26 protein-coding genes are annotated in these 26,838 nt (G+C 69.6%); 18 read left to right on the top strand and 8 right to left on the bottom strand.

Features of this window, described 5'->3' with window-relative positions; genetic code table 11:
* The first annotated feature begins 38 nt into the window (after window positions 1-38).
* The 10 genes from AB0J58_RS19000 (at window position 39) to AB0J58_RS18955 (ending at window position 12,896) form a co-directional block, all read left to right on the top strand.
* A complete protein-coding gene (locus AB0J58_RS19000) occupies window positions 39-1,391 on the top strand; it encodes a cytochrome P450 (protein ID WP_364217257.1) in 1,353 nt (450 codons plus the stop codon).
* Complete coding sequence (locus tag AB0J58_RS18995; RefSeq protein WP_364217255.1) at window positions 1,388-2,272, top strand: terpene synthase family protein; 885 nt, start codon at window positions 1,388-1,390, stop codon at window positions 2,270-2,272. Before AB0J58_RS19000 ends, AB0J58_RS18995 begins: the two co-directional genes overlap by 4 nt.
* Window positions 2,269-3,927, top strand: a complete 1,659-nt coding sequence (locus AB0J58_RS18990; RefSeq protein WP_364217253.1) for a prenyltransferase/squalene oxidase repeat-containing protein — start codon at window positions 2,269-2,271, stop codon at window positions 3,925-3,927. Before AB0J58_RS18995 ends, AB0J58_RS18990 begins: the two co-directional genes overlap by 4 nt.
* A gap of 205 nt (window positions 3,928-4,132) precedes the next feature.
* On the top strand, window positions 4,133-6,700 hold the full coding sequence (locus tag AB0J58_RS18985) for a nitrate- and nitrite sensing domain-containing protein (RefSeq protein WP_364217251.1): 2,568 nt from the start codon (window positions 4,133-4,135) through the stop codon (window positions 6,698-6,700).
* A 90-nt stretch (window positions 6,701-6,790) separates the two neighbouring features.
* Window positions 6,791-7,222: a roadblock/LC7 domain-containing protein gene (locus AB0J58_RS18980; RefSeq protein ID WP_364217249.1), complete on the top strand. Its 432-nt coding sequence runs from the start codon at window positions 6,791-6,793 to the stop codon at window positions 7,220-7,222.
* On the top strand, window positions 7,219-7,605 hold the full coding sequence (locus AB0J58_RS18975) for a DUF742 domain-containing protein (protein WP_364147738.1): 387 nt from the start codon (window positions 7,219-7,221) through the stop codon (window positions 7,603-7,605). Before AB0J58_RS18980 ends, AB0J58_RS18975 begins: the two co-directional genes overlap by 4 nt.
* Entirely contained in the window at window positions 7,586-8,227 is a 642-nt protein-coding gene (locus AB0J58_RS18970) for an ATP/GTP-binding protein (RefSeq protein ID WP_364217247.1), read from the top strand. The genes AB0J58_RS18975 and AB0J58_RS18970 overlap by 20 nt, the downstream gene beginning before the upstream one ends.
* A 219-nt stretch (window positions 8,228-8,446) precedes the next feature.
* Complete coding sequence (locus tag AB0J58_RS18965) at window positions 8,447-10,447, top strand: CehA/McbA family metallohydrolase (RefSeq protein WP_364217245.1); 2,001 nt, start codon at window positions 8,447-8,449, stop codon at window positions 10,445-10,447.
* A 50-nt stretch (window positions 10,448-10,497) separates the two neighbouring features.
* On the top strand, window positions 10,498-11,298 hold the full coding sequence (locus tag AB0J58_RS18960) for a UDP-galactose-lipid carrier transferase (protein WP_364217243.1): 801 nt from the start codon (window positions 10,498-10,500) through the stop codon (window positions 11,296-11,298).
* 146 nt (window positions 11,299-11,444) lie between these two features.
* Window positions 11,445-12,896, top strand: coding sequence for a phosphatase PAP2 family protein (locus tag AB0J58_RS18955; protein WP_364217241.1), 1,452 nt, complete (start codon window positions 11,445-11,447; stop codon window positions 12,894-12,896).
* A 267-nt stretch (window positions 12,897-13,163) separates the two neighbouring features.
* On the opposite strand, the gene AB0J58_RS18950 is transcribed toward AB0J58_RS18955, so the two are convergent.
* Window positions 13,164-13,619 carry a hypothetical protein gene (locus AB0J58_RS18950; protein WP_364217239.1) on the bottom strand — a complete coding sequence of 152 codons (456 nt, stop codon included), beginning with the start codon at window positions 13,617-13,619 and terminating at the stop codon, window positions 13,164-13,166.
* 493 nt (window positions 13,620-14,112) lie between these two features.
* Between AB0J58_RS18950 and AB0J58_RS18945 the strand changes: the two genes are divergently transcribed.
* Window positions 14,113-14,808: a DUF2834 domain-containing protein gene (locus tag AB0J58_RS18945; RefSeq protein ID WP_364217237.1), complete on the top strand. Its 696-nt coding sequence runs from the start codon at window positions 14,113-14,115 to the stop codon at window positions 14,806-14,808.
* A gap of 212 nt (window positions 14,809-15,020) precedes the next feature.
* Window positions 15,021-15,998 carry a hypothetical protein gene (locus AB0J58_RS18940; RefSeq protein WP_364217235.1) on the top strand — a complete coding sequence of 326 codons (978 nt, stop codon included), beginning with the start codon at window positions 15,021-15,023 and terminating at the stop codon, window positions 15,996-15,998.
* 80 nt (window positions 15,999-16,078) lie between these two features.
* Here the strand turns inward: AB0J58_RS18940 and AB0J58_RS18935 are convergent, their stop codons facing one another.
* Together AB0J58_RS18935 and AB0J58_RS18930 are read right to left on the bottom strand one after the other, a co-directional pair.
* Window positions 16,079-16,369: a zf-TFIIB domain-containing protein gene (locus AB0J58_RS18935; RefSeq protein WP_350919669.1), complete on the bottom strand. Its 291-nt coding sequence runs from the start codon at window positions 16,367-16,369 to the stop codon at window positions 16,079-16,081.
* A 45-nt stretch (window positions 16,370-16,414) separates the two neighbouring features.
* Window positions 16,415-17,308, bottom strand: coding sequence for an aminoglycoside phosphotransferase family protein (locus tag AB0J58_RS18930; RefSeq protein WP_364217234.1), 894 nt, complete (start codon window positions 17,306-17,308; stop codon window positions 16,415-16,417).
* 58 nt (window positions 17,309-17,366) lie between these two features.
* On the opposite strand from AB0J58_RS18930, the gene AB0J58_RS18925 reads away from it, so the two are divergent.
* The 4 genes from AB0J58_RS18925 to AB0J58_RS18910 all read left to right on the top strand — a co-directional run bounded on the left by AB0J58_RS18925 (window position 17,367) and on the right by AB0J58_RS18910 (window position 20,405).
* Entirely contained in the window at window positions 17,367-18,266 is a 900-nt protein-coding gene (locus AB0J58_RS18925) for a TIGR03619 family F420-dependent LLM class oxidoreductase (protein WP_364217233.1), read from the top strand.
* Between the two features lie 24 nt (window positions 18,267-18,290).
* Window positions 18,291-18,722, top strand: coding sequence for a nuclear transport factor 2 family protein (locus tag AB0J58_RS18920; RefSeq protein ID WP_364217231.1), 432 nt, complete (start codon window positions 18,291-18,293; stop codon window positions 18,720-18,722).
* Window positions 18,723-18,910: 188 nt separating this feature from the next.
* Entirely contained in the window at window positions 18,911-19,693 is a 783-nt protein-coding gene (locus tag AB0J58_RS18915; protein ID WP_364217229.1) for an HAD-IIA family hydrolase, read from the top strand.
* Between the two features lie 79 nt (window positions 19,694-19,772).
* Window positions 19,773-20,405 (top strand): hypothetical protein, encoded by a 633-nt coding sequence (locus AB0J58_RS18910; protein WP_364217227.1) that lies wholly within the window; start codon window positions 19,773-19,775, stop codon window positions 20,403-20,405.
* Window positions 20,406-20,499: 94 nt separating this feature from the next.
* On the opposite strand, the gene AB0J58_RS18905 is transcribed toward AB0J58_RS18910, so the two are convergent.
* From AB0J58_RS18905 to AB0J58_RS18895, 3 genes are all read right to left on the bottom strand, one after another.
* Window positions 20,500-20,943, bottom strand: coding sequence for an NUDIX domain-containing protein (locus AB0J58_RS18905; protein WP_364217225.1), 444 nt, complete (start codon window positions 20,941-20,943; stop codon window positions 20,500-20,502).
* Between the two features lie 168 nt (window positions 20,944-21,111).
* Window positions 21,112-21,369: a DUF397 domain-containing protein gene (locus AB0J58_RS18900; protein ID WP_364217223.1), complete on the bottom strand. Its 258-nt coding sequence runs from the start codon at window positions 21,367-21,369 to the stop codon at window positions 21,112-21,114.
* Between the two features lie 120 nt (window positions 21,370-21,489).
* Window positions 21,490-22,320 carry a helix-turn-helix transcriptional regulator gene (locus AB0J58_RS18895; RefSeq protein ID WP_364217221.1) on the bottom strand — a complete coding sequence of 277 codons (831 nt, stop codon included), beginning with the start codon at window positions 22,318-22,320 and terminating at the stop codon, window positions 21,490-21,492.
* A 231-nt stretch (window positions 22,321-22,551) separates the two neighbouring features.
* Here AB0J58_RS18895 and AB0J58_RS18890 point away from each other — a divergent pair, with 231 nt between their 5' ends.
* Both AB0J58_RS18890 and AB0J58_RS18885 read left to right on the top strand, forming a co-directional pair.
* Complete coding sequence (locus tag AB0J58_RS18890; RefSeq protein ID WP_364217219.1) at window positions 22,552-23,043, top strand: hypothetical protein; 492 nt, start codon at window positions 22,552-22,554, stop codon at window positions 23,041-23,043.
* Window positions 23,040-23,450, top strand: a complete 411-nt coding sequence (locus AB0J58_RS18885) for an ATP-binding protein (RefSeq protein ID WP_364217217.1) — start codon at window positions 23,040-23,042, stop codon at window positions 23,448-23,450. The genes AB0J58_RS18890 and AB0J58_RS18885 overlap by 4 nt, the downstream gene beginning before the upstream one ends.
* A gap of 314 nt (window positions 23,451-23,764) precedes the next feature.
* Here the strand turns inward: AB0J58_RS18885 and AB0J58_RS18880 are convergent, their stop codons facing one another.
* Window positions 23,765-24,169, bottom strand: coding sequence for a hypothetical protein (locus AB0J58_RS18880; protein WP_364217215.1), 405 nt, complete (start codon window positions 24,167-24,169; stop codon window positions 23,765-23,767).
* 10 nt (window positions 24,170-24,179) lie between these two features.
* A complete protein-coding gene (locus AB0J58_RS18875; protein ID WP_364217213.1) occupies window positions 24,180-26,696 on the bottom strand; it encodes a DNRLRE domain-containing protein in 2,517 nt (838 codons plus the stop codon).
* Between the last annotated feature and the right edge of the window lie 142 nt (window positions 26,697-26,838).

Genomic DNA, 26,838 nt, shown 5'->3' with positions numbered 1-26,838 from the left:
CCATGGCCATCGACGTGCATGCTGGTCCCGGTCGCCGAGTGAGGTCCGTTTCGATACGCAGGGCTCTGCCGAGGCTGTACCGCGAACCGGCGGCCGCGCTCGCCGAGTTCGCCCGGGAGGCCGGAGGGGAGGTCGTCCGGCTGGAGCTGGGGCCGTTCCGCCCCTACCTGGTCACCCATCCCGACCACGTCCAGCAGGTGATGCGCGTCGAATGGACGAACTACCAGCGCCTGGGAATGTTCTGGCGCCCGCTGGAGCGGATCTTCGGGCACAGCATCATGAGCGACGGCGAGCACTGGCAGAACAGCCGGAAGGTCCTGCAGCCGCTGTTCACCACGCGGTACGTCGCCACGATCACCGAGGAGGTGGCCAGGCGCGTCGCCGGACGCGTCCGGGAGTGGGACGAGTACGCCGACTCCGGGCGCACCTTCGACGCGGCCACGGAGATGTCCAGGATCCTCAGCTACATCGTCAACCGGGTGCTGTTCGGGGACAAGCTGAACCGGGAGGACGGGGACCGCATCATCCCCGCCTTCGAACGGGCGTCCCACTCGCTCGTCTACCGGATTCTGATGCCGTTCATGCCGTACTACCTCCGGATACCCGGGGACCGGGTCTTCCTGAAGGCGGTCAAGAAGATCGACAACGTGGTCTTTCCCGTGGTCAGGAAGGCGATGGCCGCCCCCGACGACAATGTCGACATCATCTCCGTGCTCTGCCGGTCCGTCGACGAGAACGGCGATCGGCTCACCGAGAAGCAGATCCGTGACGCCCTGGTCAGCGTGTACGCGGCGTCGTCGGAGACCACCGCGATGGTCCTCACCTGGCTGTGGCTGCTGCTGGACGAGCACCCGGAGGTCAAGGCCAGGCTCCAGGCGGAGATCGACGAGGTGGTGGGCGAGGGGCCGGCCCGCCCCGAGCACATCCCCCACCTCGTCTACACCCGCATGGTCCTCCAGGAGACCCTGCGCCTGTATCCGGCGGGCTGGATGCTCCCCCGCGTGGTCATGGAGGACGCGGAGATCGGCGGCGTGCGGATCAAGGCCGGCTCGACGGTGCTGATCGCCCCGTACGCCACCCAGCGGCTTGCGGAGTTCTGGGAGCGCCCGGACGAGTTCGACCCCGAGCGGTTCGCGCCCGGCAGGTCCGAGAGCGAGGAGCGCAGGCACAAGTACGCCTACTTCCCCTTCGGCGGCGGACCGCACAAATGCCTGGGCGAGCCACTGTTCTACATCGAGACGCCACTCGTGGTCGCGAGCATCCTCAGCCGGTTCCGGATGTCGGTGCGCACGCCTGTGCCGTTCGTCACGGGGTGGGCCGCCTCACTGCGCCCCAAGAACAAGGTCGCGCTGGGCGTGTCCCGGCACGATCGGGACGGGGACCCGCGATGACGGGGCGACCCGACCCCGGTGTCCGGCCGGAGGCGATGGAGGCCGGGACGATCTGCGCCCGCGCCGGCCACTCCCAGCGGGAGATGCGCGAGTGGGCGGAGAGCTATCCCGGCCTGTTCTCCGCGAAGCCCTTCGACGCGGCCCTGTACAGCACCCTCTCGCTGGCCATGGCGTTCGGCGGGCCCTGGTTCACCCCCGAGCAGTTGCGGATGGCGAACAGGACCTCCCTGTGGGCGTTCGGCCTGGACTGGCTCGTCGACTACGTCGCCACCTCGCCGGCCGAGGTGGCGGACATCGCCCGGCGGTGCCTGGACGTGGCCGCCGGGGGGCCGCCGGTCCCCGGCGACGACCTCACCCGCATGCTCGCCGACATCCGCGACGAGCTCGCCTCATCGCCCGCCTTCCCCGAGCTCGGGCCGATCTGGCGCGACGAGCTGGAACGCATGCTGGAGGGGATGCTCGCGGAGTGGCGCTGGAAGAACGACAAGGTCACGCCGACCTTCGAGGAGTATCTCGGCAACGCCGACAACCTCGGCTTCTCCTTCGTGTTCGCGGCCCACTGGATCCACGTCACGGGCCAGGGCGCGGTCACGGACGTCGGTCCGCTGCGCGAGGCGGGCCGGGCCGTGCAACGGGTCATCCGCCTCCTCAACGACCTGGGCACCTACCAGCGGGACGTCGCCTGGGGAGACCTCAACGTCCTGCTGCTCGACATCGGCCGCACCGAGGTGGAGCGGCGGATCGCCGAGCTGGCGGCACGGAGCAGAAAGCTGGTCGCCCCGCTCCGGGAGGAACATCCGGAGCTGGCGGGCTACATGGAACGGCAGATGGACTTCTGCGCCGGTTTCTACCAGGTCGGCGACTACTGGGGGGCGTTGTGAGCGTCGACCGCCTGTTCGCCCCCGCGGTGCTCGGCGTCGCGTCGGCGATCGGCCGGGGGACCCTCGACGGGTACGACGCGGGGAGCGGCACGAAGAGCGGCACCGGGGTAGGCGACGGAATCGACACGGTGGCCGAGGCGCGCGAGCTGGTCGCCGGGCTGCTGGCCCGGCCCTGGGGGCAGGTGTCCGCCTCCCCGTACGAGACGGGGAGGCTGGTGAGCCTGGCCCCGTGGCTGGCCGGGCACACCGAGCGGATCGGGTTCCTGCTCGCCACCCAGCGGCCGGACGGCGGCTGGCAGTCGTCCGGAGAGCATGCCCTGGTCCCCACCCTGAGCGCGGTCGAGGCGCTGCTGGCCGAGATCGGGCGCGGCACCTCAGCCGATCCCGACCTGCTCGTCAAGGCGGCCGGTCGCGGGCTGGAGGCCGTGCGGAACCACTCCTACTCCGCCGCGTCCCCGCCGGACACGCCGGCGATCGAGGTCATCGTGTCGTCCCTGTTCGCCCTGATCGACGGCCACCTCGGCGGGGAGGGGCCGAAACCGCCCCCGGGCGTGAACGGTGCCAAGCTGGCCGCGGTCAGGGCGTGGCTGACGTCGGGCGCGGAGATCCCGCAGAAGCTGGTCCACGCCCTTGAGGTGGCGGGAGCGGAGACGACGGCGGCCTCCGGGATCCTGCCCACGCCGATGCCCGGCGGGATGGCGGCCGTCGGCGCCTCGCCCGCGGCGGGCGCCGCCTGGCTGGCCGCGTCGCCCGGGTCCAGACCGGGCCAGGAAGCGGCGGTACGGCGCTATCTGGAGGCGGTGGTGGCCTCCACCGGCGGGCCGGTGCCCTGCGCCCTGCCCATCACCGTGTTCGAACGCGGCTGGACGCTGAGCTGGCTGCGGCGCGCGGGAATCCCGGTGGACGTGCCACCGGAGCTGGCCGCGAGCCTGCGGGACGGGCTCGGCCCCGAGGGGACCGCCACGGGGCCCGGCCTTCCCGAGGACGCCGACACCACCTCCGTCGCCCTGTACGCGCTGGCGTTGATCGGCGAGCCGTACGAGCCCGAGGGGTTGTGGCCGTTCGAGACGGAGACGCACTTCTGCACCTGGCGCGGGGAGGAGGGGATGTCCCCGACGACCAACGCGCACGTGCTCGACGCCTTCGGCGAGTACCTGCGCGGGTGCGGGGGAGAACCCCGCCACGAGGCCGTCGTGACCAAGGTGGCGGCGTGGTTGCGCGGCCGCCAGGGGGCGGACGGCAGCTGGACGGACCGCTGGCACGTCTCGCCGTACTACGCCACCGCCTGTTGCGCGATCGCGCTGCACGAGTTCGGCGGAGAGGAGTCGGCGGGCGCGGTGGGCGGGGCCGTGGAGTGGGTGTTCGGCACCCAGCGCGCCGACGGGTCGTGGGGCCGGTGGGAGGGCAGCGCGGAGGAGACCGCCTACGCGCTGCAGACCCTGCTGCTGACCGGCGCGGCGCGGGGGGAGGAGCGGTGGCGGGAGGCCGTGGAGCGCGGATACCGCCGCCTGGCGGCCATCCGGGACGGTGAGGCGCCGTCACTCTGGGTCGACAAGGATCTGTACCTGCCGGTGGCGATCGTCAGGGCGGCCGTTCTGGGCGCGCTTCACCTGGCACGGCGCGCACTCTCACTTCCTGGGGACGGCTCGTATTGAAAATTGACTGTGAATTCGAAACAGGACAGAAGGGTGCATCTACTCTGTCCCGCCTTGAGTGTGTTTAGTGACATTGCTAGGGTTCGGCGGGTGTGATGTGGCTTGTCCCACTGATCCGTGATGTGGCGACCGTTTGAACTACTTGCGTCGACTGCCACAAGAAAATGCCGTCTATTTTTCTTTCTGCTTCCCGGGGTGTATAACCATGCGCTTGCGTAACGCGAGCTTGCGGACCAAGGTCACGGCACTTCTGGTGTCGCTCACCGCGCTCTGGGCGTTCACGGCATGGGTGACGGTGCGTGACGGTCTGAACATGCTCGGCGTGGCGGCCCTCAACACCGACGTGGCGGAGCCGGGCGAGCGGCTCATCGTCGAACTGCAGGCGGAACGACGGCTCACCGCGATCACGCTGGGCGCAGGCGGCACGGAACGGCGGCGCGACGCGCTGGCCGCCCAGCGCGGGCGCACCGACGCCGCGGGCGCGAACTTCCGGGAACTCACCGCCGGCAGCAGCGTGCAGCTGCTGGGAAGCTCGGCCCTGGGGCGTCGTATCGCCGAGACCCGCCGGCTGCTGGACGAGCTGGCAACCGTGCGCAAGGCGATCGACACGGGCCGGGGCAGCCGGACCTGGGCGGCCACGGAGTTCACCGACATCGTCGACTCCGTCTACCGCGTCTACGACTCGCTGGCCACGCTGGACGACGACGAACTCGCCAAGGACACCCGCACGCTCATCGGGATGAACCGGGCCCGGGACCTGCTGTCCCAGGGAGACGCCCTAGTGATGGGCGCCCTGACCGCGGGCCGGTTCGCCGACGGCGAGCAGGTCAGGTTCACGCAGATCGTCGGTACGCGGCGCTTCCTTCTCACCGAGGCGGTGGCCGAGCTGCCCGCGGCCGACCAGGAGGCCTATCGGCAGCTGGCCGCCGGTGAGCACTTCACCCGGCTGAGAGCCATGGAGGAGCAGCTGATCGGGAACGCGAGCGTGGTGTCGACCGGAGCGGTCGACGTCACGCGGTGGAGCTCCGACGCCCAGGCCGCACAGACCAAGCTGACGGAGGCGGTGCTCACGGCCGGAAGCGGCGTGGTCGAGCGGTCGGGCCCGGTCGCCACCGGCGTCATAGTGCGGCTCGCACTGGCCGGTGGTCTGGGTCTCGTGGCCGTCATCGCCTCGGTCGTCCTGGCCATCACCACGGCCCGCGCGCTGGTCCAGCAGTTGGAGAAGCTGCGGGCCGCCGCCTGGGAGCTCGCCAACGAGCGGCTGCCCTCCGTGGTCGAGCGGATCGGCCACGGGCAGGTGGTGGACGTCGCGGCCGAGGCGCCGCCCCTCAAGTTCGGCGACGACCAGATCGGCCAGGTCGGCCAGGCGTTCAACGCCGTGCAGCGGACCGCCATCAAGGTCGCCGCGGAGCAGGCCCAGCTCCGTCGCGACATCGCCGACATCCTGCGCAACCTCGCCCGCCGCACCCAGTCGCTCGTGCACCGCCAGCTGAGCGTGCTCGACGTGATGGAGCGGCGCGAGAACGACCCGCAGGAGCTGCGCGACCTGTTCCGGCTCGACCACCTGGCGACCCGGATGCGGCGCTACGCGGAGAACCTCCTCGTGCTCTCCGGTGCCGCGCCCGGCCGAGCCTGGCGCGACGCGGTCCCGATGATCGACGTGGTCCGCGGCTCGCTCGCCGAGATCGAGGACTACACCCGGGTCGACGTGATGCCCCTGGGAGAGGTGGCGCTGGACGGCAGGGCCGTGAGCGACGTGATCCATCTGATCGCCGAGCTCGTCGAGAACGCGGCGTCCTTCTCCCCGCCCTACACCACGGTCCAGGTCGGCGGCCAACTCGTGGCCCACGGCTACGCGCTGGAGATCGAGGACCGGGGACTGGGCATGAGCGCCGCGGACATCGCGAGCGCCAACGAGCGGATCGCCAACCCCCCGGAGCTCAAGCTCTCCGGCAACGCCAGGCTGGGCCTGTACGTCGTCAGCCGCCTGGCCGAGCGGCACGACATCCGGGTGACCTTCAAGGCGTCCCCGTACGGCGGCACGACCGTCGTCGTCCTCATCCCGCAGGAGCTGATCAACGAGGAGGAGCCGGAACCCTCCGTCGGCGTCGGCGTGCCGCAGGCGCGCCCGGCGAGCAGCGGCGAGATGAACGGCACCACCTCCGCGGTCGCCGCGGTCCGCGGCCGGGCCGGCGATCCCCTGGGCATCGCCGGTGGCCCCGTGCGGGCCGGCGCCGCCGAGGGAGAGCCCGCCGCCGAGCCCGTCTCGGGGGCCTGGCCCGAGACGTGGGAACCCGCCTCTCCCGGCCGCGTCGCCGACCCGGACCTTCCCGCGGATCTCACCGATCCGGCGGCCCCCGGCCGCTTCGCCGATCCCGTGGCACTCAGGCGACTGCCCGACTTCGGAGCACCGGTGAGCCTGCCCGACCTCACGAACCCCGGCCTCCCCGCCTCCCCGGAGGCTCCCGCTCCCGGACGTCCCGGTGGCTCGGGAGCTGCACTGCCCCCCGTGCTGCCCCCACCCGACAGCAGCCACACGCCGGGCGGCCTCCCGAGGCGTGTTCCCCAGACGCATCTCGCCGCCCCGCTGCAGGACGACGAGGTGGCCGCACCGGTGCCCCCGGACGACGACGGCGCCGACGAGCGCTCCCCGGAGATGATCCGCGCGGCCATGACGTCCTTTCAGATGGGCACGCGCCGCGGTCGTGACGACGCGGCCCAGCTGACCAGGCAGGCAGGCGACCCCGTGGACGAGGGCGGGACCGCCGGGTGACCCCAGTATGTGAGCGCGTGCCGGGCCGGTGCCGATGAGGCGCCGAGAGCCGGCGACGGAACATCGGCAGGCAGAAGGAGAGGACAACGAGTGGTGCAGGGAACAGGGTCTTTCACGGACCTGGCCTGGTTGCTGGACGACCTGGTCTCGCGGGTGGAGGAAGCTCAGCACGGAATCGTGTTCTCCACGGACGGCCTGCTGCTCGCCGCGTCGGCGGGATTCTCCCCCGCGGACGCCGAACATCTGGCCGCCGTCGGATCGGCGATCCAGAGCCTGGGCCGGGGGGTCAGCGACCGGGTCGGCGGTGGGCCGATGCGCCAGACCATCATCGAGATGCGGACGGCGTACCTGATCGTGACGGCCGCCGGGCAGGGAGCGTGCCTGGCGGTGCTCTGCGGCGCCGAGGCCGACGTCGGCCTGGTCGCCTACGAGATGGCCATGCTCGTCACCCGCGTCGGCCAGTACCTCACCTCGCCCACCCGGACTGTCGACTCCTCCTTCAGAGGCGACGGGACGCGATGAGTATCTTCGACGAGCAGCCCGAGGCCCAGTGGGTCGGCGACGAGGCGGGGCCGATCGTCAGGCCGTACGTCCTGACGAGGGGCAGGACCGAACCGACTCGCGGCAGGTTCGACCTCATCACCCTGGTGGTGACCATTCGGCAGGTCTCGTCGAGGGAGCCGGGCCTGGACCCGGAGTGCCTGGCCATCGTCCGGCTCTGCCGACAGGCCCAGTCGGTCGCGGAGATCGCCGCCCACACGAACCTTCCGGCAGGCACGGTCCGTGTCCTGCTCAGTGACCTGCTCGACCAGGGATTCATCGCCATGCAAGAACCGCATTCGGAGACGGACATGCACGACGAGATGCTGTACAGGGCGGTGCTCGATGGACTCCGTGCGCTCTAACCGCGACGCCGGGCGCGTGAAGCTGCCCAAGGCGATCAAGATCCTGGTCGCCGGAGGGTTCGGCGCGGGCAAGACCACGCTGGTCGGCGCGGTCTCCGAGATCGAGCCGCTGCGCACCGAGGAGACCCTGAGCGACCGGGGTATCGGTGTCGACGACCTGTCGGGCGTGGAGACCAAGCAGACCACCACCGTCGCGATGGACTTCGGCCGCATCACCATCGGTGACGACTACCGCCTCTACCTGTTCGGCACGCCTGGGCAGGAGCGCTTCTGGTTCCTCTGGGACGAGCTGGCGCTGGGCGCGCTGGGCGCGGTGGTCCTCGCCGACACCCGCAGGCTGGCCGACTGCTTCCCCTCGCTCGACTACTTCGAGCGGCGCGAGACGCCCTTCATCGTCGCGGTCAACTGCTTCGACGGGGCTCGCCGCTACGAACTCGACGAGGTCAGGCTCGGGCTGACCCTCCACGAGGACATCCCGATCGTGCTGTGCGACGCCAGGCAGCGGGAGTCGGGCAAGGAGGTGCTCATCGCCCTCGTGGAGCACGCGATGCGGATGCGGCTGGGCACGCCGGCCTCCTCGGGGAGCGCCGAACCCTCCGCGGAGCGGACCGGGACCCGCTGATTCCGGGGCGGACGGGATCCACCTGGACCGCCCGCCCCGTGGGCACGCCCGCCTCCGGGGCGGATCGTCACCGTCTCGGGAGCGCTTTTGTCCCTCCGGCAGGGATGAATTCCTCCCCCTGGGACGGGTGTACGCGATGCCCCGTGCCCGGCGTGTCACGATAGCGGCGATCACCGGGAGTCCTACCGCGCGGAGAGCCCTATGTGTGACGATCCGAACATGCCTCTCACCGTGGCGCGGGCGCTCGGAGAGTACCGGGCGCTGCTGGCCGAACACGGGGTCACCTGGGGCGAGGACCCCATTTACTACGTCAGATCGATGGCCACCGACGCCTACCTGATGGGTACGACGACCTTCTGGGAGGTCTGCTACGGCATGCTCGGCGCCCGTTACCCGGGGATGTCGTTCAAGGCGCTCAAGGAACGCTTCGACGAGCTGGACATGGACGAGGTGGTCCGCGGCGTCCTGGCGGGCAGGGTGCTCGAGAACCTCGCCGCGCTCCGCCTCGGCGAGGAGGGCGCCACGGTCGAGGCGCGGACGCGGGCCGTGCTGGACGGCATCCCGCTGCGCACGACGCTGCTGGTCGACTCCGCCAGGCCGGAGGCGGTCACCGTGCTGGTGGACGGGCGGGCACACGTGGTCGGCCCCGGCGGCGCCCGGCTCATCAAGATCACGAATCGGAGCGAGGTGGTCGCCGACGGCCTGCCGGTCGACCTGTCGTCACTGGCCCGTCGTGCCCCCGCGGCCCGCCTGCGGGTGCGCGCGGGCCTGGCGTGCAAGTGGAGCGTGTACGGCGAGCACGGGCAGGGCTGGTACCCCGAAGGTGCCCCCGAAAGACACGACTACCACGTGATGCCCTACTTCCACGGCGACGACCTGGTCCTGGACGTCCCGGCCGAGGCGCTGACGGTCCGGGTCACCAGAGGCATGGAGTACGGCTCCGCCGAGGTCACGCTCACTCCGGCGGCGGGGGAGGAGACCCTTGTCGAACTGACCCCCGAACGGCTCTACGACGCGGCGGCCCGCGGCTGGTACGGCGGGGACATGCACGTCCACCTCAACTGGGCGGGCGACATGGTCGGCACTCCCGAGCTCGCGGGGGCCATGCAGCACGGCGAGGACCTGCACGTCCTCAACCTGGTCGCGGGGAACGTCTCCTCCGAGCGGGTCTACGACTCAGAGGCGCTGGAGCACTGGGCGGGACGCGACCTGCCCTGGTCCGACGCCTCGCACCTGGCCAGGATCGGCGTGGAGTACCGCAACGACCTGCTCGGCCACCTCTACGCCTTCGGCGTCTCGGCTCCCCCCTCACGGTTCCACACGGGTTTCCTCGGCACCGCCGACTGGCCGCCCAACAGCGTCGCCTGCGAGGAGCTCCGCGGCCTCGGCGCGGTGACCGGCTACAGCCATCCCTTCCACACGCCGTTCGCCGACGCCGACGCACCGGACAGGGCACTGCTGTGGGGACGCAACTGCTCCTCCAGGGAGATCGTCGCCGACGCGGCCCTCGGCCTCGTCGACACCCTCGACGTGCTCAGCCAGACCTCGATCACCGCGACCGCCGTCGTCTACCGGCACCTGATCGGGGCGGGCAACCGCATCGCGGTCACCGCGGGCACCGATGCGATGGTCTCCTTCGCCCGGCGGGGAAACCAGTCCAACCCGCCCGGCTGGGCGCGCGTCTACGCCCGGGTGGATGGAGAGCTGACCGCCACGTCGTTCGCCGAGGCGATCAGGCGGGGACGCACCTTCGGCACCACCGGACCCTGGCTGGAGCTGTCGGCCGGCGGCCGCGGCCCCGGCGCCACTCTGGACCTGTCGCCGGGCGAGCGGATCACGATCACCGCCCGGTCGGTGGGTCCCGAGGTGGAGCGGCTGGAGATCCGCACAGCCGACGGCGTGCTGGCCGAGGGGCCGCCCGGCGAGCTGACCGCGGAACTGGTCGTCGGAGACCCCACCTACGTGGTCGCCCTCGCCACCGGCGGCCCGCACGAGCGGTCCTTCACCGACGAGGTGTACGCCCACACCAGCCCGGTCTACCTCGACGTGGACGGCCGGCATGTGGCCAGGGCCGAGGACGTCGCCTGGTGCCTGGAGTGGCTGGACGCCCTGGAGACACTCCTTCGCGAGGAGGGCGTCTTCGAGACGGCCGGGCAGCTCACCGACCATCTCGACCTGATCGGCCGGGCCAGGAAGGTCTACCGGGAACGCCTGACCTGACGGCGCGACCGGAGCCTGCGCGGGTGGCGGGGCATGCGAGGCTTGTCAGCATGAATCGCCTGGCTGAGGTTGACCTGTCACGGAAGCTCACCAAGAACGAGGCCTCCGGGCGTCTCGACGCCGCTCTCGAACGCCTGCTCCACCTGCGGCTCACGCTCGGAGGTCAGATCGGCGAGCAGCGCATCGGCCCGCCGCTGTGCGTGGTCTTCGAGGGGTGGGACGCCTCGGGCAAGGGAGGCGCCATCAAGCGGCTGGTGCGCCCGCTGGACCCGCGCCACGTTCGCGTCGCGCAGTTCGCCGCGCCGACCTACGACGAGAAGCGCCACCACTTCCTGTGGCGGTTCTGGCCGGTCCTGCCCGGCTGGGGCGGGATGACCGTGCTGGACCGCTCCTGGTACGGCCGGGTGCTGGTGGAGCGGGTCGAGGGCTTCGCCGCCGAGGAGCAGTGGGCCCGCGCGTACGGGGAGATCGTGGAGTTCGAGCGGACCCTCACGGCCGAGGGCATGATCCTGGTCAAGTTCTGGATGCACGTCTCCGAGGACGAGCAGCTACGGCGCTTCCAGGACCGGGCCGGTGACCCGCTGCGGGCATGGAAGCTCACGGACGAGGACTGGCGCAACCGTGAGAAGCGTCCGCTGTACGAGGCCGCGGTGGAGGACATGCTCGCTCGTACCGACCACCCGAAGGCGCCGTGGCACGTGGTCCCCGGCGACGACAAGCGCCTGGCCCGCGTCACGGTGGTGGAGACCGTCTGCGCCGCGATCGAGGCCGAACTCGCCGCCCGGGGCTACGAACCGGTGATCCCCGCAGTGCCCGAAGCCGTGCCCGAGGCCGGGGCGGCGGGCGAGTAGCGGGACCGTGTCGTTAAAGCCGTTCTGGCGAGAAGTATGGAAGCGGTGGGTGCGTGCCGAGCACCGCCTGTCGGGGTAGGCGGCAGAATCGAATGACTGTCCGTTCGTCTGTCGTCGTTCTTCGTCGTCGCGGGAGGGTGTGACGCATGCGGTTGAGCTCGCGGCTGAGCAGGCTGGACCGGAGGGTGTTCGCCATGGTGGCGAGCGCGAGGTTGCCCGGTCTTGAACGGGTCGTACCCGCGCTGTCACGCGCGGCGGACAACTCCCTGCTGTGGGCCGGGGTGGCCGGAGCGTTCGCGGTCAGCGGGCGCCGGCCGTTGCGCCGCGCCGCGACCAGAGGGCTGCTCGCGGTCAGCCTGGCCAGCCCGCTGGTCAACCTGGTCGGCAAGCAGGCCTTCCGCCGGAGCCGGCCGTCGGCTGAAGGGCTCCCGCTCGCCCGGCTGATCAAAATGCCAACCTCGGCGTCGTTCCCCTCGGGCCACTCCGCCTCGGCCGCCGCGTTCGCCGCGGCCGTGGCCATGGAGGCGCCTCGCGCGGTCGCGGTCCCCGTCGCGCTTCTCGCGGCCGCCGTCTGCTTCTCCCGCGTCTACACCGGCGTGCACTATCCGGGCGACGTGCTCGCGGGGGCCGGGATCGGCGTGGCGGCGGGACTGGTCACCCGCCGCATCTGGCCCGACGCCGCAGAGGCGGGGCACGCCCGCGCCGCCCTCACGGCGCCCTCCGCGCTGCTCGACCCGGCAGGCGAGGGGACGGTCGCCGTGGTCGACGGCGCGGCCGACGCCGTGGCGGGAACGGCGGAGACGCTACGCGCGGCCCTGCCCCGGGCCGAGATCGTCGAGGTGGCGCCGGGAGCCGACCTCGGGGCCGCCGTGCGGGAGGCGGCTTCGCGGGCCAAGGTGCTCGCGGTGGCCGGCGGGGACGCCGTGGTCAACCTCGCGGCACAGGAGGCGGCGGGTGCGGCGACCCCGCTGCTGGTCGTCCCCACGGGCGTCCGCGGCCGATTCGCCCGCGCACTCGGAGTCGAGACCGCGCAGGAGGCGGCCGAGGCGTACCGCAACGGTGACCTCGTGGCCGTCGACGTCGGTGAGGTCGCGGGCCGGACGTTCGTCAACTCCGTCAGCGTGGGCCTCTACCAGGCACTGGCGGAGAGCAGGGAGCGACGGCAGAGCCGGATCGGTACGTGGCCCGCGCTGTTCTGGGCCATGGCCGAGGTACTCGGTCCCGGGGGCGCGCGGCCGGTGGATCTCATCGTGGACGGTGTGCCCAGACGTGTCTGGACGGTGTTCGTGGGCAACTGCCGTTACGAGGCACGCGGTGGTGCCCCCGCCAGGCGGCAGCGTCTGGAGGACGGTCTGCTGGACATCCGCGTGCTCACCGCCGCCGACCGGCTGCCCCGGGTACGGGTGTTCCTCAGCCTGCTGGCCGCAAGGGTGAAGCTCTCACGCCACTACCAGCAGTGGCAGGCCGACACGCTGTGCCTTTCCGCTCCCTCGGGCCGGTTGTCGCTGGCGCGTGACGGTGAGACGTTCACGGTCACGGGCGAAGCGGAGTTCACCAAGCGCCCGCGCTCGCTCCTCGTGGTCCGGCCGTCCGGCTGAGATCCGGGTGACGTCGTGACCGGGATCCCCGCCGCCGGCGGGCGTCGGCGCCCAGGGCGGCCGGCGCGGAAGCCTCCGATCCGCCGACGCCCCTGCGGCCGGAACCGGCCCGGCCGTGGGGGGCCGGTGTTTCCGCTCTCCCCCGCGGTTTGATCCGACGCGACGGAGGACTCCCCGGCCTTCGGGCCGGGGAGGTTCTCAACGATTCATCGCTTGGCACGTACGGTGCCGGGTGCCTCTGGCGATGATCTCCGCGGTCGCCGTGGATCAGCCGCCGCCTCCGCCACCGCCGCCACCGCCGCCTCCGCCACCGCCGCCGCCTCCGCCGCCGCCGGTGTTGCCGCCGCCTCCGCCGCCGCCTCCGCCGCCACGGGGGCCGCCGCCTCCGCCGCCGCCTCCGCCGCCGCCGATGACGTTGGTGTTGGTGTTGACGTTGCTGACATTGGCGCCTCCGCCGCCGCCGCCGCCGCCACCGCCGCCTCCGCCGCCTCCGCCGCCTCCGCCGCCTCCGCCGCCTCCGCCACCGCCTCCGCCACGCCTGGCGAAGCATCTCGCGGGATTGTTGTGGAACCTGCAGGGTTTCTCAGCGGAGACGAGGGTGGTCGTGACGGCCTCCTGGGCCACGGTGCCCGCGCTGGCGGGCTGGGCCGACAGCGCTACGGGGGCGGCGAGGGTTGAGACGACCATCGCGCCGGCTGCGAGCATGTTCCTAAGGATGATCATGAGAGATCACTCCCTGCCGAATCGGTGGAACCCTGGGAGATACCCGGGTTGGTGAGACGCCTGACCGGTATCTGGGACGACACCCGTACGGCGTCTGGATCTGACTCACGCTAGGTGCGAAGTGCGAGAACGGTCATCTCAGGGAGGCAAAGGTAGCGGTTCAGTCTGATTGCCCTAGGGTTCCTGACAAGAATTAATCAAAGGCGTTTAATCACTCTGAGCTACGCCTCCGGTGACGAGGGTAGTTGTTTCCAAAGGTCTCCTGATCCGGCGGCATGGTTTTCCGGGAACTCCTCACGGGGCGGGTGGCCTTCGGAGGTGAAAAACCTGGTTTAGGTAAGCACCCGGGCTTCCCGGAGTTTCTTCCGTGCATTCCGGCGGGAGCCGGGGTGAGGATGTTCACCCGTACTGGTCGGTATGAGGGGACATATCGACCTCCGGCTCTTCAGGTGGGGCGGGAGTAGATCATGTTGTCCCGTCCGTGGTGGCGGACATGACCTCGTGCCGCCATATCGGCCACCGTGAAGCACCCGAAACCGGTTCGGGTGCCCTTCACCCGCACGGCCACGCCGGTTCCCGTCGACTGACGGCGAGGCCGACCTCGCCGGGGTTCCTCGTCCAGGGCGGCGACGGTGACCCCGCCGCCCATGGCATCGTTGAGATCGCGCATGACGCGCTGCCGAGCGAGTGGCCCAGGCTGCGCACCTGGCTCGACGACGGCCGTGGCGGCCACACCGTCGCCGGGGTGTCGCGGTACGGCATGCTCTCCGGCGACCGGGGCGCCGCACCCGGCGCTGCCCCGATACCGCACCGCACGTCAGGAGACCCGATGAGCACCCCGCGACAACGCCTCTACCTGCTGCTGCTCGCCGCCGGCATCATCGTCCCCTATCGCCACGCCATCGGCTGGCTCGGAGAGCACGGGCTCGACCTGTCGCGCTTCGTCGACGACATGTTCGTCAACGACATCGCCGCGTTCTTCGCCTGGGACGTCGTCATCGCGGTGGTGGTACTGCTCGCCGCGGCCGTCACCGACCGCGCCCTGCACGTCCGCGATCGCGTGTGGGTCGTCGTCGGTTCGCTCGCCGGCGCCTCGGTCGGGCTCCCGCTCTACCTGTGGCTACGGGAACGCCGGCGGCGACCGGCGGAAGGCGCGGACCCGGCCAGTGGCGTGCGGTTCTCGCACTGAGCCGCACGATCAGGGCTCTCCGGCGATCCACCGGCCTCGGCTTCTCGGTCTGATGTCCTCACCTGCCTGCCTCCCGCCGGCCGTTCGAGTCCTGGTGCGGTCCACCATGCCCCGCCAGGGTGATCATGTGGTCGGTAGGTCCATTCAGCCACGACCTGCCGTTTCCCGGCGCGGTTTGACGGACAAAGAGCGATACGGCAATAGTTTGGTGAGTGACTACCCCCCGTTTCCTCGCCTGTGCCGTGGCGACCCTGGTGGCCCTGACCGCCTGCACCGCCTCTTCGGATGAGAAGGTGTCCGGCCCGGCCACCGCGGGTGGTGTGGCAGGGGTGGGCCAGGGGACCGGCGGCCAGGTCTCCTCGCCGCCCACCGGCTCACCCGCCCCCGTGACGCTGACGCCCGAGGAGTACCGGGCCGAGTTGGAGAAGGCGCGCGGCCCGGTGCGTGACGCGGTGAAGAAGCTGGCCGCGACCGGCGGGCTGAAGACCCTCGACAAGCGGCTGGAGCAGACCTCCGCCGCGGTGGACGGCGCGGTGACCCGACTGGCCGAGTTGGCCCCTCCTCCGGAGGTGAAGGTCCAGCACGACGAGTACGTCGAGGCCCTGCGCACCCTGTCGGCCGATTTCGGAGGCGCCCGCCAGGACGCCGAGGAACAGCGGTTCTGCACCGGACCCGCCGTGCTGACCGGCATGGACAGGGCGGGGAAGCTGTCCGACGTGGAGAAGGCGGCCGACGGGCTGAGCGGCTATCCGGCGAGCGTCATCTCGGTCAAGGCGCCCAAGCAGCGCACCCGCCGGCTGTCCAACGGCAGGTTCATCGCCTCCGAGGGCCGTCCGAGTCGCGCCTATCTCCAGCTGAGCAACGGCACCCGGCAGGACGCCGTCATCGTGCTGGTGCGCGGCAAGCGGAAGGCCGTCACCGTGTACGTCCGCAAGAAGTCGAATTTCAAGATCCAGGGGGTGCGGGACGGAAGCTACAAGGTCTACTACACCTTCGGCGAGGACTGGGACTCCAAGGCCCGTAGTTTCACCAGGTCGTGCCGGTTCGAGCAGTTCGGCAAGTCCGTACGTTTCCGCACCGTCTACACCGCGGCCCAGACCCGCTGGACCAACTGGAAGATCACCCTGCACTCCGTCACCGGAGGCAATGTGAAGCCGAAGCGGATCAAGCCGGGCGACTTCCCCAGCTGACACTCGCCCCGCCGGCCCCCACGGACGCGAAGACCGCGATCTCGTCGTGAGATCGCGGTCTCTGTGCTCCCCGGCTCGGATCAGGTCGAGAAGAGCATCCCCACCCAGCTGCGCTGGCGGTGGTGACCGTAGTGACCGTGGTGCGGTGCACCCCAGGCGGGAGCGCCGTAGCCGGGAGCGCCGTGCACGGGGGGCGGCGGAGGCGGCGGCGGAGCAGCGTGGGACTGCTGTGACCACTGGCTCTCCATGCGGGTCAGCGTCTCGAGCTCGCCGTAGTCCAGGAAGATTCCGCGACAGCTCTCACACTGGTCGATGTGGACGCCGTTGCGCTCGTAGGTGCGCATGGCGCCCCGGCACTTGGGGCACTGCATCTGGCTGGTCTCCTTGTTCGGGCGTGATTACCGAGTAACCACAACCTACTGCGTGGGCACAGCATGACAGGCGCTTCTGTGCCGGACAATTCTCAGGCACGCCTCGACGAGGATCTCCTCGACCTCGTCCAGCGGGCGCCCCGCCCGCCCGGCGGCGGACACCGCCGCCGCCGCGAGCTGTACGGTCATCGCCTGCGCCGGAATCTCCAGCCGCTCCCACGGGTCGCCGTCCGGCGGGACGGCGACCCCGCCCGCGGCGCGGTAGGCGTCCAGGAAACGGTGCCACACCTGCGGTTCCAGCAGCCCGGCCGCGAACCAGGCGGCGGGCCTGGACAGGTCCCACGCCTGGTCACCGACGCCCAGGTCGTCGATGTCGATGAGGATCCACTCGTCCGGCGCGCGGACCATCTGGCCCATGTGCCAGTCGCCGTGGGTCAGGCCACCGGGGCCCGCTGAGGGGGAGGGCAGGCAGGTGAAGGCCCGGCGTACCGTCAGCTCGGCGGCGGAGCGGTCGCCCAGGCGGGCGACGGTCGCGGCCACCCGGCCCGGCCCTCCCGCCTCCCTCAGCGGGGGCAGGGTCCGCGCGGGTACGGCGTGCAGCCGTGCCAGCAGCCGGGCGGCAGCCTCCCAGGGCGCCGCGTCCGGATCCTCGGGATCCACCGGAGTCCCGGCCGGCCAGACGGTGACCAGCCGATCCCCGGCGGTGATGACCTCCTCGGTCACCGGCTGGAGCATGATCTGGCGCAGCGCCGGGTGGGCGGCGGCCCGCATCCGCTCCACCAGCGGTTCCCGCTCCGCCCCCGGTGCGTGCGCCTTGACCACTACGGAGCCGGCCCGCATGATGATCACGTCCGGTCTGGTCGGCAGTACGGTGCCGGCCACACCGCCGTACTCGACGCCGATCCGGCGTAATGTGTCGATCAGGTCGTCGCTGTCCACCGGGCAAGTGAACCACTCGATCCAGGATCTTGCCGGGCAGCCGCATAAAGTACGGGATATGAGGATCGGTTTTGCGGTGCCGGTGTCGGGATCATGGGCGACGCCGGGCAACATGACGCGGGTCGCCCGTAGGGCCGAGGAACTCGGCTACCACGAGGTGTGGACCTTTCAACGTCTGCTCTATCCGCAGGGCCACCAGATGGGTCCGATCTACCGCAGCGTGCACGACCCGGTGGTCACGCTCGCCTACCTGGCGGGGTTGACGAGCCGCATCAGGCTCGGGGTCGCGGTGCTCAACATCCCGTTCGCCTCGCCCGCGCTGCTGGCCAAACAGCTGGCCAGCCTGCAGGCGGTCTCCGGCGGGCGGCTGGACGTGGGACTCGGGCTGGGCTGGCTGCCCGAGGAGTTCGCCGCCTCGGGGGCGTCGTTCGAGCGGCGCGGACGGCGCGGGGAGGAGTTCGTCCCGCTGCTGAGGCGCCTGTGGACCGAGGAGGTCGTGGAGCACAGCGGCGAGTTCTACCAGCTGCCGGCCGCGTACCAGGAGCCCAAGCCGCCCACCGTGCCGCCGATCCTGCTGGGCGGGTCGGCGGAGGTGGCGCTGAGGCGGGTCGGGCGGCTGGCGGACGGCTGGATCAGTTCGAGCCGCGAGGACCTCGACGGGATCGACAAGAAGATCTCCATCGTCAGGGAGGCGGCTCGTGACGCCGGGCGCGATCCGGAGGCGTTGCGCTTCGTCACCCGGGGCGTCACCCGCATCCGGCCCTCGGGGGCGGCCGGTCGAGAGCCGCTGACCGGCTCGTTCGAGGAGATCAGGCAGGACGTGGACAGGCTCGCGGCCAAGGGCGTCACCGACGTCTTCCACGACCTCAACTTCGATCCGGAGATCGGATCGCCCGACGCCGACCCCGAGGAGTCGATGCGCAGGGCGGAGGTGGCGCTGGAGGCACTCGCGCCCTGAGCAAGCGTTTGGTTCGATAGGGGCATGAGGGCACAGGAGATGGCGGACCGGCTGGAGATCGGCGAGTTGCTCGCCAGATACGCCTACGCGGTGGACACCGGGGACTGGGAACGGCTCGACCTGGTCTTCACCCCGGACGCGGTGATCGACTACACCTCGGCGGGCGGCATCAGGGGCGGCAGGGACGAGGCGCGGCGATGGCTCGCCGAGGTGCTGCCGACCTGGCCGGGACGCCAGCACCTGATCGGGGCGATGACCATCAGGTTCGACGGGGACGAGGCGGCGGTCACCGCCTCGTTCACCGACACGCTCGCGCCGTCCAGGGACATGGTCGCCGCCGACGCCGCAGGGCTCATCCGCGGCGGCGGCTGGTACCACCACCGCCTGGTCCGCACCATGTACGGCTGGCGGAGCAGAGAACTGATCGAGGAACAGACCTGGCGGACCGTGTGCTAGGCCACGGCCCCTGGGTCTTTCGCCCGCAGTTCCCCGCCACGGCAGGCTCCGTGGACAGGGGCCGGAGCCGGAACGGGTAGGGGCCGTTCAACCGCGCGATGCCGCGATGTGCGGGCCTGGTGGCGCATTGTCGGCCTTGTCCTGCCATCCTGGTTCTCGTACATGTACGGCCGGAACAGGGGAGAACGGTGGACGAGCGCAAGCCGATCGAGTGCTGGCTGTCGGACATGGACGGGGTCCTCGTCCATGAAGGGCGTCCGGTCCCCGGTGCAGACGAGTTCATCCGCCGGCTGCGCGAGTCCGGCAAGCGGTTCCTGGTGTTGACCAACAACTCGATATACACCCCGCGCGATCTCGCCGTGCGGCTGCGCGCGGCCGGTCTGGAGGTCCCGCCGGAGTCGATCTGGACCTCCGCGCTGGCCACCGCCAGGTTCCTGGACGGCCAGCGTCCCGGGGGCTCGGCCTACGTGGTCGGGGAGGCGGGCCTGACCACGGCCCTGCACGAGATCGGCTACGTGCTGACCGACATCGCCCCCGACTACGTGGTCCTCGGCGAGACCCGCACCTACAGTTTCACCCAGATCACCCGGGCGATCCGGCTGATCGAGGGCGGCGCCCGGTTCATCGCCACCAACCCCGATCCGATCGGCCCGTCCAGCGAGGGATCGCTGCCCGCCTGCGGCGCGGTCGCCGCGATGATCACCAAGGCGACCGGGGTGGAGCCCTACTTCGTGGGCAAGCCCAACCCGATGATGATGCGCAGCGCGTTGCGGGCCATCGACGGCCACAGCGAGAGCACCGCCATGATCGGCGACCGGATGGACACCGACATCGTCTCCGGCATGGAGGCGGGGCTGCACACGATCCTGGTGCTCACCGGGGTCGTCAGCAGGAACCAGATCGACCGCTACCCGTTCCGCCCCTCCCAGGTGGTCGACTCGATCGCCGACCTGATCGAGCTGATCGACTAGAGCCTGTCCGCCGGGTGGGGCGTCCGGCGGCGCACATTCCTGTCGTGATCTGTCAGGTATGGATGCCATGCTGTCGCGCATGACACGTGTTTACCTGGAGATCGGCGCCAAGAAGGTCTTCGCCTGCTCGGCGGAGTGGCCGGGCTGGTGCCGGATCGGCAGATCCGAGGAGGAGGCGCTGGAGGCGCTGGTGACGTACGCGCCGCGCTACCGGGTCGTCGCGGAGCGGGCGGAGCTGCTCTTCGAACCGGCGGACCCGGTGGTGGTGGAGCGGGCCAGGGGCGGCACCACCACGGACTTCGGGGCCATCGAGGCGATCCCCTCGCTCGACGCCGAACCGGTCGGCGAGGCGGAGGCAGCCCGGGCCGTCGCGTTGGTCGAGGCGGCCTGGAAGCTCTTCGACGAGGCCGCCGCCGCCTCTCCGGAGGAGCTGCGCAAGGGGCCGCGCGGCGGTGGCAGGGACCGCGACAAGATGGTCTCCCACGTGGTCGAGGCCGAGCGCGCGTACGCCCGCAAGGTCGGTGTCCGCCACAAGCCACTGCGCGAGCCCGCGGACCTGGCGGCGATGCGCGCCGACCTCGCCGAGGCGCTGTCCCGGCCCTCCGACGGACGGCCACCGGTCCCCGGCGGCTGGCCGGTCCGCTACACCGCCCGCCGCGTCGCCTGGCACGTCCTCGACCACCTGTGGGAGATGGAGGACCGCCGGACCTGACCTTCGGCGGGCCCCGTCACCCGTTCCGGATTCCCCCCGAACGTTCGCGAGAAGCCCTCCGCCACGGCCCGATCCGCTCCGAGGACGGGAGGGATCAGGCGATCAGGGCAGGCAGCAGGGTGACGGTGTCCGTGAGGTAGGTGCCCAGCTCCGGGGGGACGAGGTTGATGGCGGAGATCTCGGCAGGGTCGAGCGGCAGCCGCACCACCTCGTACCGGCCACGGGCGGGGTCCTCGAACTCCGGGCCGCAGCGCAGCGCGAGATCCATCGAGACCAGGCGGCAGCCGTAGACGTGCTGGGTCTTGATCCCCTCGTCGCGCACGCATTCCAGGGTGGTCAGCGGGGTGACGCCGGAGACCACGGCGCCCAGCTCCTCCATGACCTCGCGGTGCAGGGTGTGCTCCAGCGAGGCGTCCTCGGGCTCGACATGGCCGCCGGGAACGGACCAGTAGAGCTCCTTACCGGGGACCGTACGCCGGAAGACCACCAGCCGGTCGTCGTCGAGGAGGACGGCGCGAACACTCGGCACCTCAGGCATGGGGTCCATTGTGTCACCGACCCGGTGACGCGATCTGCATCCGGGCCCCGGAGAGGCAGGATTTCCGTACGGCACGGGCGGGCGGTCGCCTCCGGGTTTCAGCGTCGCGAACCTTTGATTCGTCCCATGCCTCGCCGAAGCCTGGCAGAGAGGGGGCCGCCATGACGGTCAGCCCAGATCGGCGAGCTCCCCGCTCTTGATCATCCCGAGGAAGACATCCCACTCGGACGGGGTGAAGGACAGCACCGGGCCCTCGGGGTCCTTGGAGTCCCGGACCAGGACGAGCCGGTCGGCGTCCGGGGCGGTCTCGGCTCCGGCCTGGGGGGTGGCGGCGAGGGCGACTTCGACGCAGTTCGGACCGTTACCGCTGAGGGAGCTTTTGTTCCAGAGGCCGACTTCGATGCAGTCGGAGCCGTTACCGCTCAACGAACTCTTGCGCCAGACCCCCACCTCGACACAGTCCTGGCCAGCGCCGCATAGGGAACTCTTCTGCCACGTAACGTGAGATAGACCTATCTCTAACATTCCACGTTCCTTTCGCAGGGGCTAGCCAAGTTGGGAAGCTACCTCCGTGATGAGACGCCGGGAATCATCCGGACCCAGCGCCTTGGCGCGAAGGTGATCAAAAGCCACCGTATAACGGTATACATCCGCATCTCGTTCTACATAGAGGCTGTCTGTCAGATTCTCGAGAAACACCACATCTGGATCGGCGGGCTCAGGAAACTGGAGAATTTGAAACGCACCGCTCATGGCCGAATGGGCTCCAGCACTGAAAGGCAGGACCTGAACGGTGATGTTGGGCAGATCGGCCATCTCAAGGAGCCGGTTGAGCTGGGAGTGCATCACGGCTGGCCCACCGATGATGCGACGGATGGCGGCCTCGTCCAGAACAGTCCAGAGGCATAGGGGCTCGGCCTGCGAGAGCAGTGCCTGCCGAGCCATACGCACTTCGATGCGGTGTTCAATTTCACCGGGAGGTGCGAGGACCAGACCGGCACGGACAACGGCACGAACGTAGTCCTCTGTCTGAAGGAGGCCAGGAATGGCGGCAGGTGCGAAGCTGCGCATCGAGGTGGCTTCGGCCTCAAGGCCGATATAGGCGGTGTACTCACTGGAAAGATCGTCATAGGCGTGCCACCAGCCCCTCTTTCGGGCGTCACGCGAAAGTTTGAGCAGTTCCTCCCGCCGGGAGTTGCCAATCTTGTAGAGGTCGAGGAGAAGCCCGACGTCCTTGGGAACGACGCCCACGCGGGAGGTCTCGATCCGCGAGATCTTCGAGGTGGACCACCCGAGCCGCTGGCTGACTTCCTCCAGCGTCAACTGAGCGCGTTCGCGCAGATGGCGAAGCTCTGAGGCCAGGCGACGCCTGCGCACTGTAGGGCTCCCTGTTTGCCGCATGTTCAGCCTCCCTTGGATTGGAGCCCACAGTAGCGGCTGTCTCACACAGGGTGTCGGTGCTTTTCTGATGGCAAGTTTGCTTTTCCGTTGGCGCATCTGGCCTCGCCGCTGCATGCTCTATGTGTACGCCCAATGACTCTCGGTAGATATCGGGCATATGTGGCAAACACCGAAGGGCATCGGGAGCCTTGAAGGGCAGGCGATCAGATGAAAGCGAGTGATCTTCAAGGGTGGGGCGGTGAGTTGCTGGAGTTGGCCTGGGAGTTGAACGATCTCGGGTTCGACTCCGTGGTCAGGCTCTCGCCCGGCCGCCGGCCGAGTGTGGAGATCTTCGTACCGCCGGGGCGGTCGAGGGTCGCCACCGCGCAGCGGGGCCGTACCTCGGTGTTCACCTGGAAGCGGCAGGACCAGGACTCGCAGGGCCGGACTCGGCAGGGCCAAGGCCGACAGAACCCGAACCGGCAAGGCGGGAATCGGCGGGGCCGGGACCAGCGGGACCGGGAGCGGCAGGACCGAGGCCAGCAAGGCAGGAATCAGCAGGCCTCAGACCGGCAAGGCGGCGGTCGGCAGAGCCTGGACCGGCAAGGCGAGAATCAGCAGGCCCCGAACTGGCAAGGCGGGAATCGGCAGGACCGGGACTGGCGCGGCCGGAGCAGGATGCGGGAGGCGGCCGAGCGGCTGGTGGAGGTGGCGCGGTGAGGGAACTGGAAGCGCTGGGCCAGGTCGACTTCCCCGCGCAGGTCGCCGCCGTCCCCCAGGCCCGCCGCTACATCCGCGACCTGCTGGACGGCGTGAACCACCCGCACACCGACGACGCGCTCCTGCTGCTCACCGAACTGGTCACCAACTCGGTGCGCCATTCCGACTCCGGCCGTACCCCCGGCGGCCGGGTCATCGTCGCCGTCGCCCGCCACAACAGAACGCTCCACATCGACGTCATCGACGCCGGATCAACCACCGGACAGCGGCCTCAGGTCTGCCTGGACACCGACCCCGACAGCGGCGGCGGACGCGGCCTCTGGCTCGTCCAGCGACTCTCCTCGGCCTGGGGCTGGTACGAGACCCCCACCAGCCGCGTCGTCTGGTTCCAACTGGCCTGCCGATGACCCCGTGATCCTCTGGTACCACCCACCTCGCTGCCTCAGCCCCTACGTCCTCTCACATGTTTGAAGCCAGGCGTCGCCGCGTGGGGAGGGGCAGGGTGCGACACGTATCGCATTCTGTACTGACAACTCTCTGTCGGACTTCAGCGAGATATAGGAAAATCATGTCTTTTTGATATGAAATAGGACTAGATGGGACCCGTGTCATTTCGCCTGTAGCACAGTGAGCAACTGATGCGCAGTGACCCTCCGGCTCTGATCGCGGCCGACGGCCTCCGGGTGATGGAGCCAGGGGGCGGCCCCATCACCCGGAGCAGTCATCGGGACGTGCCCTCTTCCGGATAAATCCGCACGCGGTGACCATTGGTATTGTTGACAACGGTCCTTCCCGCGAGAGGTCGCTCCAGCTTGAACTTGACCGGATATGGATGGCCCACCAGGTTGGTGAAGACCGGCTCCTCCCATGGCCACTGCCTGGGGCAGTCCTTCTCCACCTGGATTCCGATGACGACCTGTGAGGAGGATTCGTTTATTTCTGTGTCCTTTACCCTCTCGCAGGGCTTCTCGAATCTGGAGGGGGCATCGAGTATCAGCTCGACTGTCAAAGTGCGTTCGTCGGCCGACAACTTCGCCCCTCCGATGTTCTCCCAGGAGGAGGTGGCGCAGCCGGTCAGCATCAACGCGGCGCACGCCAAGGTGAGGAAAGCCTTGCCAGTGGACATGGGGGTAACCTTACCTACGCTTGAGAAGGTCACCGCCGTAAGCGCGACGGACGTTCAAGATGTCGGTGTATGTCACACTACAGTCACCGAACCAGGAGCCGGCACCGCTGCTGATGATGCCCCGCGCCACCGCGGACGCTTTTTTCTTACCGGTCGAGTCCACCGTGGTGTGGAAGGTGTAGACAGGGCCGCCAGAGTCTCCTCCGTCCGCGCAGTAGCTAGGGTGCTCGCCCAAGGTGCCGGAGTCGAGCGTTCCGGTGTTCGTCTTCCACCAGTGGTCGGCCACCTTGACCTTCCAGTTGCACTGCTGTCCGGATGTTTTGCCTCCCAGGCAGAACAGATCCCCAATGACCGGGGCCCGGTTATAGCGGCCCTTGACTGGACGTCTGGTCGAGGAATCCGGGCCACCCGTAAAGATGGATGCGGTCGGCGTCTTGGAAGGCCCTGTGACCACGAGAGCACTGTCTCCGAGCCACTGATTCTTGCCAGGCAACGGGACGGTTCCCGTACCGAGGGTCCACGTCGTCAGTTCCCGGTGGGCGTCGTACGTTGAGATCCTGCCGGTGGGGTCGTTGGTCGGCAGGCAGTGGCCTGCGGTCACCAGTCGCTTGCCTGCGGCGGTCTTCCAGGCGAAGCCCATACTGCAGGGAGTGCCGTTCTCCGGCGTGTACGCGCCGCCGCCGTTGATGTACTCGTCGTTGTCGTTGGCTCGCGTGTCGGTAGCTAGAGGGCTGACGGGCCCCACAGCCGTGCTGGATCGGGGCTGCGACCGCTGCTGGCTAGCGTTGGGGGCCAAGCTGAGCACGACGGAATCTGTGCCGTATCGCTGTGCTAGGGCCAGTCGGAGTTCAGGCGACACTGCGGTGACCGTAAAGATGGCCCGGTTGCGCTCCGCTGACAGCCAGCCATCAACGATCTTGTCGGCACCGGGCAGTTGAGCGGGGGTCAGGCTCAGCACCTCTCGCAAGATGGTACGGAAACGAGCATAGCTAGTGCCCACGTCGCGCACCGCAGGGGAGAAGTTGTAGTCCTCTGGCAGGCCTGGCTGCCCTTCGGCATCCTCGTCGAGGTCGCCGTCAGTGTAAGAGCCGGGGAGAGTCCAGTCGATGCTGCCCAGTCCGAGGTAGGCGGTGCCGACCACGGGCGCCGAACCGATGGAGCGGCCGTCCGCCGTGGCGGCGGGGATGATGACCTGACCGGTCACCATGTCGACATACGGATCAGCGAGCGCGTCGGGGTTGGCGCGGGCCCGCTCGAAGGCATCGGAAAGTGCGTGCGCCTGCGGTTCGGCCATCTGCAGGGCGTCATTGCCCCAGTTGGCTGGCAGTTGGATCACCTCGACGCCGTCGGGGCCTGCGGGGTAGAGCGTGACGGGGTCTCCTACCGGAGCGAACGTTGCGGTGATCTTGGGCGGATCGCCGATCTCAGTGCCCTCGGAGGACGGAAAGACCCGGTAGTTGGCACTCGCGCGCTCGGTCGGCGACTTCAGCACGACGCCGTAATTTCCGGCGACCGTGGCCCACTGGCGGGCCATCGCGGTGATATCCCATTCCATCGGGGCAGGGTCGCAGGATCCGCCGACGCTGCTTCTGTTGACGACCGCGTCCTCCGCGGTATTGGAGGGCTGTGACTTCCAGGTAACCTCGGCGGCGTCCCATTCGCTGGTGACCCGACGAACCTGGATACCCTCACCCACTGCCGAACCGCATGCGGGACCGTCGATGTTGAGCAGGCTCAGGGTAACGTTGCTGAGCTGCTGGCCAACGAGAGGTGCGGTATCAAACTTCAGGTACGCGCGCGATGTACTGCCATCCGACTCCGTACCCGCTCCTAGGGTGGCGCCATCGCCGTTGGCTGTGTCAGGGAAGACGCTCCAGACGTCTGCGTCCTCGCTGGGGATGATGCTGAACGCGGACTGAATGGTCACTGGGTAGGTAGTGCTGGAGTCGGCGAGGTATTCCCGGTTGGGCTTGACGACCAGGGTTTGCCGCCCACTTTCGCCGTCGACTGAGGTCTCCACGGTGCCGATGCCACCCTTGCCCTTGGAGCTGCGGTCGCCACGCACGACAGGTTTCCCGGTAACGGCGACGTTCTCGTCATGCTCATTGGTGACCCGCAGTCGGCCGCCTCGGCCCTCGCGCAGCGCGAGGCCCTTGCCCTGGAATGGGATCCGCAGTTGCAAATCCTTGGCCGGCCGCTCACGTAAGACTACGTCATAGCGGAAACCAGTGGCCAGAGCAGTGATTACGAGATCCGCGCCGGGGCCCACGGCGTCGATGTACGTGGCACGGCTGCCGTCGAGTGTGGGGTCGGGTAGCTTGCTAGGCCACGACAGGCTGAGACTTTGTTTCGGGCCGGACGAGAAAGTGGTCAGCGTGCCGGAGCCGCCGCCGGAGGGAAGCGAGAGGTCGCCCTTGATGACCTTCGGCTTGATGACGTCGCCCTGCTTCGCCAGTGTGGTGTCAATCCACGCCCACTTGGCACCCTTCTTGACACGGACTGGACGCGACCACAATTCGGTGACCACTCGCCCGTCGGGGTAACGCCAATACCGCGTCGTCTCGGTGGCTGCTCCTACTGAGGTTGAACTCGTGGTGTCGTAGGTTCTGACGTGCCTTGATTGCCGGGTACACCGACATCATGAGATACGCACAAGGCGGAGGACTGTC

The sequence above is a fragment of the Streptosporangium sp. NPDC049644 genome (assembly GCF_040675205.1).
Taxonomy (GTDB): Bacteria; Actinomycetota; Actinomycetes; order Streptosporangiales; family Streptosporangiaceae; genus Streptosporangium; species Streptosporangium fukuiense.
Note: the sequence above shows the minus strand (reverse complement) of the source record. Positions and strands in the feature narration are given on the sequence as shown.

Coding starts and splice junctions, on each gene's coding strand:
- AB0J58_RS18995 (WP_364217255.1), top strand. CDS start 1,388: ATGACGGGGCGACCCGACCCCGGTGTCCGGCCGGAGGCGATGGAGGCC.
- AB0J58_RS18985 (WP_364217251.1), top strand. CDS start 4,133: ATGCGCTTGCGTAACGCGAGCTTGCGGACCAAGGTCACGGCACTTCTG.
- AB0J58_RS18975 (WP_364147738.1), top strand. CDS start 7,219: ATGAGTATCTTCGACGAGCAGCCCGAGGCCCAGTGGGTCGGCGACGAG.
- AB0J58_RS18970 (WP_364217247.1), top strand. CDS start 7,586: ATGGACTCCGTGCGCTCTAACCGCGACGCCGGGCGCGTGAAGCTGCCC.
- AB0J58_RS18965 (WP_364217245.1), top strand. CDS start 8,447: ATGCCTCTCACCGTGGCGCGGGCGCTCGGAGAGTACCGGGCGCTGCTG.
- AB0J58_RS18960 (WP_364217243.1), top strand. CDS start 10,498: ATGAATCGCCTGGCTGAGGTTGACCTGTCACGGAAGCTCACCAAGAAC.
- AB0J58_RS18955 (WP_364217241.1), top strand. CDS start 11,445: ATGCGGTTGAGCTCGCGGCTGAGCAGGCTGGACCGGAGGGTGTTCGCC.
- AB0J58_RS18950 (WP_364217239.1), bottom strand. CDS start 13,619: ATGATCATCCTTAGGAACATGCTCGCAGCCGGCGCGATGGTCGTCTCA.
- AB0J58_RS18945 (WP_364217237.1), top strand. CDS start 14,113: ATGACCTCGTGCCGCCATATCGGCCACCGTGAAGCACCCGAAACCGGT.
- AB0J58_RS18935 (WP_350919669.1), bottom strand. CDS start 16,369: ATGCAGTGCCCCAAGTGCCGGGGCGCCATGCGCACCTACGAGCGCAAC.
- AB0J58_RS18925 (WP_364217233.1), top strand. CDS start 17,367: ATGAGGATCGGTTTTGCGGTGCCGGTGTCGGGATCATGGGCGACGCCG.
- AB0J58_RS18920 (WP_364217231.1), top strand. CDS start 18,291: ATGAGGGCACAGGAGATGGCGGACCGGCTGGAGATCGGCGAGTTGCTC.
- AB0J58_RS18910 (WP_364217227.1), top strand. CDS start 19,773: ATGACACGTGTTTACCTGGAGATCGGCGCCAAGAAGGTCTTCGCCTGC.
- AB0J58_RS18905 (WP_364217225.1), bottom strand. CDS start 20,943: ATGCCTGAGGTGCCGAGTGTTCGCGCCGTCCTCCTCGACGACGACCGG.
- AB0J58_RS18890 (WP_364217219.1), top strand. CDS start 22,552: ATGAAAGCGAGTGATCTTCAAGGGTGGGGCGGTGAGTTGCTGGAGTTG.
- AB0J58_RS18880 (WP_364217215.1), bottom strand. CDS start 24,169: ATGTCCACTGGCAAGGCTTTCCTCACCTTGGCGTGCGCCGCGTTGATG.